The sequence below is a fragment of the Lawsonibacter asaccharolyticus genome (assembly GCF_022453915.1).
GTDB classification, from domain to species: Bacteria; Bacillota; Clostridia; order Oscillospirales; family Oscillospiraceae; genus Lawsonibacter; species Lawsonibacter asaccharolyticus.
Window position 1 is genome coordinate 1,708,273 of the sequence record NZ_CP091870.1, and the last position, 10,905, is coordinate 1,719,177.

The 10,905-nt window shown below is 59.6% G+C and carries 9 protein-coding genes; 6 read left to right on the forward strand and 3 right to left on the reverse strand.

Features of this window, described 5'->3' with window-relative positions; all coding sequences use genetic code 11:
* The first annotated feature begins 84 nt into the window (after positions 1–84).
* The 4 genes from L9O85_RS08225 (at position 85) to L9O85_RS08240 (ending at position 4,943) form a co-directional block, all read left to right on the forward strand.
* Positions 85–507, forward strand: a complete 423-nt coding sequence (locus L9O85_RS08225) for a response regulator (protein WP_195446960.1) — start codon at positions 85–87, stop codon at positions 505–507.
* Positions 504–2,573 (forward strand): hypothetical protein, encoded by a 2,070-nt coding sequence (locus L9O85_RS08230; RefSeq protein WP_195494912.1) that lies wholly within the window; start codon positions 504–506, stop codon positions 2,571–2,573. Before L9O85_RS08225 ends, L9O85_RS08230 begins: the two co-directional genes overlap by 4 nt.
* A 73-nt stretch (positions 2,574–2,646) precedes the next feature.
* The gene (locus L9O85_RS08235) at positions 2,647–4,662 is read left to right on the forward strand and encodes an alkyl/aryl-sulfatase (protein WP_195494911.1); all 2,016 of its coding nucleotides are present in this window, start codon (positions 2,647–2,649) and stop codon (positions 4,660–4,662) included.
* 26 nt (positions 4,663–4,688) lie between these two features.
* A complete protein-coding gene (locus L9O85_RS08240) occupies positions 4,689–4,943 on the forward strand; it encodes a helix-turn-helix domain-containing protein (RefSeq protein ID WP_195494910.1) in 255 nt (84 codons plus the stop codon).
* Positions 4,944–5,235: 292 nt separating this feature from the next.
* On the opposite strand, the gene L9O85_RS08245 is transcribed toward L9O85_RS08240, so the two are convergent.
* From L9O85_RS08245 to L9O85_RS08255, 3 genes are read right to left on the reverse strand one after another with little or no spacing between them, the layout of a single operon-like run.
* On the reverse strand, positions 5,236–7,179 hold the full coding sequence (locus tag L9O85_RS08245; RefSeq protein ID WP_195494909.1) for an ATP-binding protein: 1,944 nt from the start codon (positions 7,177–7,179) through the stop codon (positions 5,236–5,238).
* Positions 7,176–9,233, reverse strand: a complete 2,058-nt coding sequence (locus tag L9O85_RS08250) for a hypothetical protein (protein WP_195494908.1) — start codon at positions 9,231–9,233, stop codon at positions 7,176–7,178. The genes L9O85_RS08245 and L9O85_RS08250 overlap by 4 nt, the downstream gene beginning before the upstream one ends.
* Positions 9,233–9,964 carry a LytR/AlgR family response regulator transcription factor gene (locus L9O85_RS08255; RefSeq protein WP_195494907.1) on the reverse strand — a complete coding sequence of 244 codons (732 nt, stop codon included), beginning with the start codon at positions 9,962–9,964 and terminating at the stop codon, positions 9,233–9,235. The genes L9O85_RS08250 and L9O85_RS08255 overlap by 1 nt, the downstream gene beginning before the upstream one ends.
* Before the next feature lie 204 nt (positions 9,965–10,168).
* Here L9O85_RS08255 and L9O85_RS08260 point away from each other — a divergent pair, with 204 nt between their 5' ends.
* Both L9O85_RS08260 and L9O85_RS08265 read left to right on the forward strand, forming a co-directional pair.
* Positions 10,169–10,540: a hypothetical protein gene (locus L9O85_RS08260; protein WP_195494906.1), complete on the forward strand. Its 372-nt coding sequence runs from the start codon at positions 10,169–10,171 to the stop codon at positions 10,538–10,540.
* Positions 10,537–10,887 carry a response regulator gene (locus tag L9O85_RS08265; RefSeq protein WP_195494905.1) on the forward strand — a complete coding sequence of 117 codons (351 nt, stop codon included), beginning with the start codon at positions 10,537–10,539 and terminating at the stop codon, positions 10,885–10,887. The genes L9O85_RS08260 and L9O85_RS08265 overlap by 4 nt, the downstream gene beginning before the upstream one ends.
* The last annotated feature ends 18 nt before the right edge of the window (positions 10,888–10,905 follow it).

Below are 10,905 nucleotides of genomic sequence, written 5' to 3' on the forward strand. Positions count from 1 at the left end.
TCGTGCCAAACAGCTTGAAAAGCGTGTGCGCATTCGTATACTGACAAGCAGAAAACGTCAACGACGGCAGAAAGGAGGAGCGCTGTGTACCGAATTGCCGTGCTGACAAATAGTGAAGCGCAAGAAGCTTTTTTTACAGAGCAGATCTCGCAGTTCTGTGCCGAATGTGAACGGTTTCCCGTAATTGAAACATTCCGCGATCAGAAACAGTTTTTTGAAACCACACGGAAAACGCCGCCGACCAATGCGGTGATCGCCCTGCCGGGTGTCGACGGATTGAATGCGGTGGAACATCTGCGTGCGCTTTGCCGCAATACGCGCATCATCTGGTGCAGCGATCTGGATTTTTCGCTTCATGCTTTCCGACTGCGTGCAGATTATTTTCTGCTGGAGCCGGTAACAAAAGCAGCTTTCCAACAGGGGCTTTGCGTCTGGCTGAACGAGAAAAATTTGGTTGCTCAACTCCGGCCCAACTACGCCGAAACCAACAAGGAGGACTATTCATGAAAAAGAGAAGCATCATCCGTTCTGCGCTATGCCTTATGCTGGCAGCAGTATTGTGTCTGTCAATGGCCGCCTGTGGTAGAACACAGACACCCGCAGACGAAGGTACAACTTCAGAATCTTCTGCGCCGTTATCCGGTGCACTGCCCGTGAAGGCTTTGCAGCCCAAACAGGTGGAGGAAAACCCCTACATGGCAAAGAGCGACGCGAATATTCACCACGACGGGTACAACACCGACTCCACGGATGAAATTCTGCCGCTGGGCATCTATCCGGAGATCAATGTCTCCTACGAGACGACGAACGCAAACGCCTCCCCTGCCATCTACTTTGACAGCTACGGTCATGCGGTCGTGCCGCTGCTCGGCGGCATCGCCATCCGCGATCTGAACGCCGAAGAGACGAAGACGCTCGGCTATTTCTCCCCGAAGCAGCACGACGGCGGTGGTTACGTCATCCAGAGTTCCTACACATTCCTTGACTCCGAAAACCGTATCGTCTGCCCCACCAGCAACAACCATGTGCTGATGCTGCGTGCGACGGAGGAAGACGGCAGCGTCATTCCGGAATTTGAAAAGGTTCTGGACATCGACATCAAGGCTGCAGCTGAGGCTGCGCTCGGCAAGGAGCTGACGCAGAATCTTCTGTCTGTGGTCTTTGACTACGATGGAAACCTTTGGTTTGCAACGGGCGGCTTCCGTATCTACCCCGAGCGCCAGCAGCAGGGCGTTCTCGGCTACATTGCCCGTCCGGCCATCGATGCGATTTTAAGAGGCGAACAGACGGATCTTTCGAAGGCAGTTTTCGTCTATGAGCTGACGCCCGGCGAGGGTGCAGAAAACGGCATCGCCGCTTCCCGTGACGGCGCAGTCATTCTGACCAATATGAACTGCTATCTGCTGCGCGCCGACAATGGCGTGGACGTTGCGTGGTGCACGCCGTATGAGAGCGTTGGTGCAAAGGTCAGCGGTGAAGGCGATAAGACCACCGGCGGCGGTCTTGCATGGGGCGGCGGTTGCTCGCCCACGCTGACGCCGAACCTTGTGATGTTCACCGACAACGCAGACCCCGTGAAGCTTCTTGCGCTCGACATGAAGACCGGCGAGGTCGTAGCCAGTATGCCGGTTTTGGATGATCTGCCCGAGGGGTATCAGGTGGCGGTTGAGAACTCTGCGATCGTCTATGACGACGGTGAAGGCACGGTCAGCACGATTGTCTGCAACTGGTTCGGCGCAGGCAACGCAGGTCTTGCCGACCCCAACAGCGACTCCTCAATTCAGAGCTATGCCAACATTTATGACCAGAACTGGCTGATGAAGGGTAATGTTATGATTGCCCCGGGCGTCGAGCGCGTGGACACCGTGAAAACCGATAGCGGCTATGAGATGAAGAGCATCTGGTCTCGAAATGACCTGAGCGATACATCGATGCTCAAGCTCTCCACCGCGACGGGCTATATCTACGGCTACGTGCAGGATCTGACCACCGGGATGTGGCAGTACATCATTCTGGACTTTGAGACCGGCGAGACCGTCTTTACGATGGATGTTTCCAACAGGTTTGGCTACAACAATATGGCCATTGGGATGTACGCCGGAAACAGCGGCAACGCGCTCTACTGCCCGACGGGCTATTTGGAGCTGCTGCGCTTGCAGGATCGCTTTGTGTATCTGCCGGAGATGCCGTATCGTGAGGTAGACTTAGACAAGGCGGCAAGAAACGTCCTTTCGCAGGAGCAGTTTGAGCAGGCCGGCGGCGAAGGTACGGTCGCGAGCTGGCGCAGCACTGTGACTATCCGCAATGTGCATCCTAACACCACGGTCGCTTTCCGCATGAATAATTTGTCTGGCAGCGCCTCTGATCTGATGCTCTACGCTTATGGCATGGACGGCAAGCTGGCGAAGGTCGCTTCTGAGCTATGGTCGATCACGGATGAGGCCGGTGAGGCTGTGACGGAACTCACCGACGGAACGCTCTATGAAGTGCGCATCACTGTCGCCGACGGTGGTGAACTCGACCTGAGTGAAGTGGAAAAGGAGATCAAGTTCTCCTGTGTACTTGGGAAATAAATCATTTCAGAATCCGGTGTTTTGAACGCCGGATTCTTTTTAAACAATCATATTCATTACGGAGGAAGTGCCCATGAAACGAATGATTGCGGCAGCACTCATGATCTTATTGCTGCTTTCTGTCACCGCTTGCGACAAAGCGCCATCTAAAGAATCCACACCGCTGAATGCCGAAAGCAAAGCTGCAACAGAAATTACAGCGCAGACCAACGCCGAGGTCTATCAGCTGCTCGATTTTGACGACGAGCAGGAGGCCGAATTTGCAGGCCGCGGCCTCATCTTTGCGCCGGACTCGCTCGTCATCCAGGCCGAAAACGGCATGACGATCTGGTCGCAGGACGCGTATGACTTCGTGCGGGAAAGCGGCGATGCGCCCACGTCTGCAAACCCAAGCCTCTGGCGCAACACGCAGTACAACGCCCGTTACGGCCTGTTTGAGGTCACGGACGGCATCTATCAGGTGCGCGGCTATGATATTTCGAACATCACCTTCGTCCGCAGTGAAAACGGCTGGATCATCATGGATTGCGGCAGCAGCCGCTATACTGCGTCCGAGGCACTGAAGCTCTTCCGTGAGCAGATGGGCGATGACCGCATTGTCGCTGTCGTTATTAGTCATGCGCATGTCGACCACTACGGCGGCATCGAGGGGCTGATCGGCGCAGAAGATGTGGCGGACGCATCGCTTCCGCTGGACGAGCAAATTGCCTCAGGCAAGACAGCCATCATCGTGCCGCAGGGCTTTGCCGACGCGGTCATGAAGGAAAACATCTTGGTTGGGACGGCGATGAAGCGCCGCGCGATCTACCAGTACGGCAGTTTCCTGCCGTACAGCGAGCAGGGACGGCTTTCCGTCGGTATCGGTCTGACCGCCGTGCAGGGCGGCACGGGCTATCTCGCACCGACATATGAGGTCACCGACACACTCTTTGAGACGGAAATTGACGGCGTGAAGGCTGTCTTCCAGCTGACGCCGGGCACGGAGTCTCCCGCGGAGATGAATACGTATTTCCCTGACAAACAGGCGCTCTGGATGGCGGAAAACTGCACCGGCACGATGCACAACCTCTACACGTTGCGCGGCGCAGAGGTACGCGACGCCAACGACTGGGCGCGGTACATCACGCAGGCGCAGACGCTCTTTTCGGACGCGGAGGTTGTGTTCCAGTCACACAACTGGCCGCACTGGGGAGCCGATGTGGTGCAGGAATATCTAACCAATACCGCCGCTGTCTATAAATTCATCCACGACCAGACACTTTTGTACATCAATCAGGGCTACACCGCGACGGAGATCGCCGCCACGATCGAGTTGCCGGAGGCTTTGGATAAGGTCTGGTACACGCGGCAGTATTACGGCACGCTTCGCCACAACGTCCGCGCGGTATATCAGAAATACATGGGCTGGTATGATGCGAATCCCGTGCACCTGAACGAGCTGGAGCCGAGCGAATACGCGAAAAAGCTCGTCGAATATCTCGGCGATCCCGAAAAAGTGCTCGAACAGGCGCGCGCGGACTATGAGAAGGGCGAATACCAGTGGGTCGCGCAGATCACAAACACGCTCGTCTTCGCAGACTCTGAAAATATGGACGCGCGGTATCTCTGCGCGGACGCGCTCGAGCAGCTTGGCTATCAGGCGGAGTCCGGCGCGTGGCGCAACGCGTATCTCGCCGCAGCATATGAGCTGCGAAACGGTACAGGCAGCTATCCACAGGTCAGTAGCATCGGTGCCGGCACGACGGCGCAGGGCATGGATGCGCAGACAATGTTAGACTACATGGGTATCATGCTCGATACAGAAAAGCTTGCAGATACGTCCTTTACCATCCGGCTTAAGCTCACGGACGGCGAGGATTATTTCCTGAAGCTCCACCACGGCGTCCTGCTGTATTATAAGGACGATGGCACGGCGGAGGCCGACTTGACGCTCTCAACCGTCCGCACCGGCATTCTTGCCATTGCAAACAGTGATCAGGAAAATATCGCTAAGCTTGTCACAACAGAAAGTGGAGATATGACACTGTTTGAGGATCTGTGCACCAGTATGACCACACCGGAGTTGTATTTTAATATTATCGAGCCATGATTGCCGCTCATCTGACTATATCGTGTATGGCTTATTTTCAGGATATCTACCATTCCGATCTGAGCCACAGGGCCAGAGCGGTCTATATGTATCTCAAAGATCACGCCGACAGTGAGGGGCGGTGCCGGCCTGGGATCCGGACCATAGCCGCCGAACTGGGTCTCTCCCGCTCCACGGTCAAGCGGGCGCTGGACGATCTCTACGGAGCCGGTCTGCTCACCAGAGAGCCGCGCTGGCGGGAGAATGGGAGTCTCAGTTCCGATCTATACCGGCTGGTGTGAATTCAAAATAAAAAGATCCACCGCCAGGGGGAGATTTTGCCCTGGCGGTGGACCGAGGATAGGTTCATGATGAACCAACCAGAAGATCCCACTCTACTAAGGAGAGACTAAGACAGAAGAGAATTGAGCGAGGAATAGAAATTACATCCAATGCCCTCGCAACTTTTGCGATGTATGACAAAGTATGCTCAACGAACTCATCAACCGCATCGGCAAGGAGAAAATCATCACAATCTACTACAAGTTTGTGGGCGCGTTACAGTAATCTTCTCTTTACTAATTTGAGTGTTCATCATCTGTTGTGAATCGGCAGGGTGATCCCCACCTGAAAGACATCCTCTCCGGGGTAGAGATCCATCGTCCCGCCGTGGCGCTCCACCGTCTCCCGCACCGAGCTCAGGCCGATGCCACAGCGGACACCTCCTTCCTTGCGGGAGAGGATATGTCCCTCCGACCGGTCAAACCGGCCGTCGTAGGTGTTCTCCACCAGAAGGAACAGGGTCCCCTCCGTGGCCCGGCTTGTGAGGGACAGCCGCCGCTCCCCCCGGCTCTGGCGCTGGCAGGCCTCCAGGGCGTTTTCCAGCAGGTTGCCCAGAACAGTACACCACTCCACGTCCCCCAGAGGGACCCCCGCCGGAATGGTCAGAGCCAGGTCCGCCCGGATCTCCTGCCGCTGGGTGGCGGCGCTATAATATTGTAGCAGGGCGTCCACCGGCGCCCGGTTGCAGAAACTGCCGGGGGACACCCCGGGCCGCCGTGCCAAAACGGAAGGGAAATCCTCCAGATAGCGCAGCAGCTCCCGGCGGTGTTCCTCGGTCTCCGGACGGCTCTCAATCTGTCCCGCCAGCTCCGTGATGGTACGCAGGTGCTGACGGAAGTCGTGGATGAGCCGTCGGTTTTCGTCGGAGCGCTGGGCGAGCTGGTCGGCGTACTCCACCTGCATGGCCAGTTGCCGCTCCATCTGCCGGTACTCCGCCGCGAAGGCCAGATTGAAGCGGTAGGCGCTGACGATGTCCCGCCAGAGGACATACCCAATGGTCAGCGTCATGGCAAAGCTGCCCCACTCACCGAACCAGCCGGTGACCACCGGCTCAAAGGCCGGCAGCAGTCGGTCCCAGAGAAGAAGCGTTGCATAGAAGGCGGCGGCGAAAAACAGCGGCGCAGCCTGGGGGACCTGCTGCCGGACCGCCCGGAGGGCCGCTCCCAACAGATAGACCGCGGAACCAATCTTGAAGCAGAAAATCAGCAGGGAGAATACTTTCATCACCGGGATCGTCAGGTATGGAGACAGCAGTCCGTAGCAGAGGGCTGCCAGGCAAAACAGCCAGCCCGCGATTTCCACCGTCAGGGCAACTGGGCGTCGGGTCTGACAGAGCCGGTTTTGCAGCGTTACCACCAGCACCACCATGGCATAACCCACGGAGATCTCCAAGGCATACCAGGGCCGGGGTGGCAGGGCGGCGGCGCTGTGCAGAATGGGGTAGGCAGTGAACAGCGATCCTGCCAGGCACAAAAGGGCGAAAAGCAGGGCGTTTTTGTGGCGCATCCGCACACCGAAATAGGCGGCCAGCGCCGCCCCCAATACCCCGCACAGCGTTACGCATACCGCCAGTCCCAACCGCAGCCCCCGGCTGAGGTTGACTGCCAGGGGTGTGCCCAGGGCCGGGGGATAGACCAGCCCGCTGTAAAAATGGGAGTCATCCCGCACCGCCAGCAGGATGGTGGTGAGACCGCTTCCTGTAAAGGTGACCATGCGGTTCTGGGTGCGGGGCTGGTAGTGCTTCAAGTCCGGTTCCCCCACCTGCAATTCCAGATTTCCGTTGAGATAGAGCCGATAGGCGGAGTAGATCTCCGGCAGCTCCAGGCCGTATTGGGCGGGGGTCTCCGGCAAATCCAGGGTCAGCGCGTAGGTCCCGCATCCATGGGGCGTCACCCCGTCCGGCTGGTCAAAGCGGGTGCGTTCCCCGATGGAGGTATAGATCATGTAGTGCTCCGTGCCGTGTGCCGTCCACTCCTCCGGGGTGAGAAGTACGCCGGGGTAGAAGGCCCAGCCGTGGATGAGAAAGTGGAGGTCGGTCTGCCCCAGTTCCTCATCCGTCAGGGTCAGCAGGCCATCCATAGGCTGGGCGCCGGGGCGGGTATATTTGTTGTCCCAGACATACAGGCTCAGGCACAGGGCGGAGCCCAGCACCACGGCCAGCAGCAGGGCCAGCAGCTGACGGTGGACAGGCTTCATCGCCGCCACCTCCTCCAGAGAAGGGCTCCAAGGCCAACCAGCACCGCCCCGCCCGGGAGAACCAGAGCGGTGGAGGGGATTGCCTCCCGTTTAGGCATAGACGGCTCTGACAGTTCTTCAGGTTCCTGAGATGCAGAAGTCTGCTCCGGGAGTTCGGGCTCCGGGCTGTCCGAAGGGGCGGCAGGCTCCCTGGCGGTCTGCTCTGACGAGTCAGACGGCTGTGTGGACACGGCACAGGACTTCGTCTGCGCGGGAACGGCGGCCCCTGCTTCTTCCTCTGCTGTGACTGGTTCCTCCGACTGGGCGGCGGGGGGCGTATCCGGTACAGGTTCCTCCGGTTGGACAGATGGAAGCGCATCCTGCACGGGTTCCGTCTCCGACTGCTCGGTCAGCATCTCTGACAGGGTGTACCGGCCCGTATGCCGGATAGGAAAGACCGCGATGCCCCGCTCGGCATCCAGTGTTCCGGCAGCGGCCGTACCATCTTCCCCCGTCAGCACGAGGACAGCTCCATCCTGTTCCAGCGTGACCGGCAGCATCACCTCACAGTCCGGAAAATCGGATATTCCCCGCCCGTCCACCTCCACAGTGAGGGAAAAGCCGTCCTCCGTGGGAAACAACTCAATGTAAAAGACGCTGTCAGCATGGAGGGAAAGAGCGTCTAAGGCGGCGTCAGACAGGGTGAGGGTTACCCCCTGCTTGGAAAAGCGCACCGGCCCCACCTGGGCCATGGTCAGCACCCGGGCCCCGGACAGCAGGCTTTCGGTCTCCGTCACCCGCTCCTGAAAGGGCTCCGGTTTTGAAACCTCCGGATCTTCCTCTGGTGTCTCCGGGCGGCGGGGCAGGTCATCCTCCTCCGGCTCCCATGGCTCCGGGGCGGCGTCGGTCCGGTCATCCCCAGTGTCAGCGGGAGGCTGGACGATGTCCTGGGGCGGATTTCCGCCGGTGTCCCCGCCGTCCCGGTCCCCGTCGTGGTAGCCCTCCAGCACGATCTCGTCGGCGTAGAGAAAGGATAAGATTCCCGTCTGTCCGCCATCGTAGTCGGCCTGGATGCGGTAATGGCACCCCGTATTCAGAAGATCGGTGAACAGGGACAGCTGGGTTTCATCCCAGTAGGCTCCGTCCGTAATCTCCTCCCATGGCCCGCCATCCTCCGACAGCCATACGCGCACAGCAGCCAGATCACCGGGTGGGGCCACCCAGGGAAAGACCAGTGCCCCCCGTGTGGCCAGAAGGCAGTTGAGTTCCGGCCTGCCCTGCTGCTGGACGGAGACGGGAACGGTGATCTGGGGCAGAACAAGCCCATCCCCAAAGACCGTGTTTTCCGGCAGGAGCACCGTGCCCACCGCCAGATAGACCCCCACGGTCTGGAATTCCACGCCGGAGAAGTCCCACTCGATGGCGGCGGTCACGGTTTTCCCACTCTCCGTTTCGCATTGGAGGGTATAGGGGGAGAAGCAAAATTTCTCCTCCAGAACCTCCAAAGCACTGCCCAGGGGCAGGGCAAATGCGTCGGTATAGGGGTACCAGGATTCCACTGCGGTGATGACCTCCGGGGACTGATCCTCCACCGTGACCGGGATGTACAGTGCCCCCGGCACACCCTCGGCGAGGACGTAGCCCTCGGGCAGCTCGATCCGTCCCACCGCCTGATAAGTCCCGGTCTTGGTTTGGTCGATGTCGCCAAAATCCCAGGCCACGCCCAGGGGTTCCTGCCGGCTCTCCTCCCCCGCCGTTACAAGGGCGGTCACCGATTGATGTTGAACCGCCAGCCTGTATAGCGGCTCCAGATCGTCGTCGCTGTTGCCCGTCTGCCGCACCGGGAGGGTAACGGCGGGCAGAGCGGGCAGACCGTCTCCAGCAAAGCCGGTCACGACGGCGGAGATCATGGGCGCAGGCTGCGGGGGTTCCTCCGGTTCCGGCGCAGGCAGGCCGCTTTCTTCTGTGGCCGCAGGCGGCGGGGTCTCAGGTTCTGCGGCATAGGCAGGCCAAGCGCCGCCCAGGGTCAGGAGCAGCACCAACAGCAGAGCACCCCCTCTGTTTCTTTTCCTCATTACGGTTCCCTCATTCTTCCAAACATATAGGCCCGGTATTGGGCCAGGATCTCCCGCCTGCGCCGGGGGGCGATGGGCAGGATGCTCCCGTCGTCCAGACGCAGCTCGTCCCCCGTCTGGGCGGCGATGTGGTCCATGTTCACCAACACTCCCTTGAAACACAGGAGAAACCGCCGGTCCCGCTCCAGCGGGGCGGCCGCGGCGGAAAAGCTGCGGCCCAGGGGCAGGTCTCCCCGGGTGGTGTGCAGCACCACGCTGCGCTGCTGTACCTCCAGATACCGGATCTGGCGGGTGTCCACCTCCAGCGTCCGCCCCTCCACCGTGACGGCAAGGGTGGGTACCTGGAGGGCCCGTCCCAGGCGGCAGTTGGCCATGGCCTGGGCAAAGTCCTCGTCCTTCACCGGCTTGATGAGGTAGTGGGCGCTGTTGAGGGAGAAGCCCTGGCGCATAAAGTCCTCGCTGGTGGTAAGAAAGACCAGCTTGCAGTCCATGTCCCTGGCCCGGAGGGCCTGGGCGGCCTCAATGCCGGTAATGCCGTCCATGTAAATGTCCATAAACACCAGATTGAACCGCTGGCCCTGCTCCAGAGCCGCAGAGAACGCTTCTCCGCTGGCAAAGGCGGTCAACTCGTATTCCAACCGTTCCCGGGCCATATAGTCCGCCAGCTTCTCCGCCAGCCACGTCCGGTCCCGCTCCAGATCGTCCACCACGGCAATGCGGTATGGCGTCATATTGATCCCTCCCGTCCGCATAAAATCCCAGTCTCAGTATACCATAAATCCACCGGCCCGGACGTGTATTTCGCGCCAAAAAAATGCACTTCGTGCCAATGACCTTGCGCTCCCCTTGACAACCTGATACCGTATAGATGACACCAGACTGTGAAAAGCCTGGTGTTTTTTATTTTCAAAATTGGTGGAAGGAGGTGCGCCCGGATGAAACTGGCCATCTGTGCCCCGTTTATGGAGTCCGATCTGTGGCAGGAGCGGCTGCGGCGGGCTGCGCCCTGGGCGGCGCTGGAGTTTGACGAGTTCTACCGCCCGGAGGAAATCCGCTCCGTCCCCGGCTTCCGATATGATGCCGGGGTGGTGGCTATGAAGGGGGCGCGGGGGCTGGAACTGGCCACAGCCCTGCGGGAACGGTCTGCCGCCCTGCCCCTGCTGTGGCTCAGCGACGACGAGAAATTCGGCCTGGCGGCCTTTGACTTAGGGGCGGCCATGCTGCTTCCTCTGAACTGTACCGATCAGGAACTGGCCGATGGCCTGCGTCGGTGTGGAGTAAAAGAACGATGGGAGGCGATGGGATGATCGCGCTGATCTGTGACAGCTGGGAAAACTTCTGGAGGGAGGTGCTGTCCCCATGGGGAGAGATAAAAACCTTTTCCGACGGGGTGACGCTGGCATACTACCTGCAGCATGGCGGTCCCTGCGACCTGGCAGTGGTGGCGGTTGACGGGGCGGACGGCATGAACTACTGCGACTACGCCCGGCATATACGCCCCGGAGTCCGGGTGCTGTGGGTGACCCAGGATGCGGATTTTGCCCCCCGCAGTCAGCGCATGGGGGCGGACGGATTTCTGGTCAAGCCCCTGCCCCGGGGCGAGCCGGAAAATGCCCTGCACCGCATCCTGGGCCCGCCCGGCAGCGCCGGGTGACCACACGCAAAACCCATT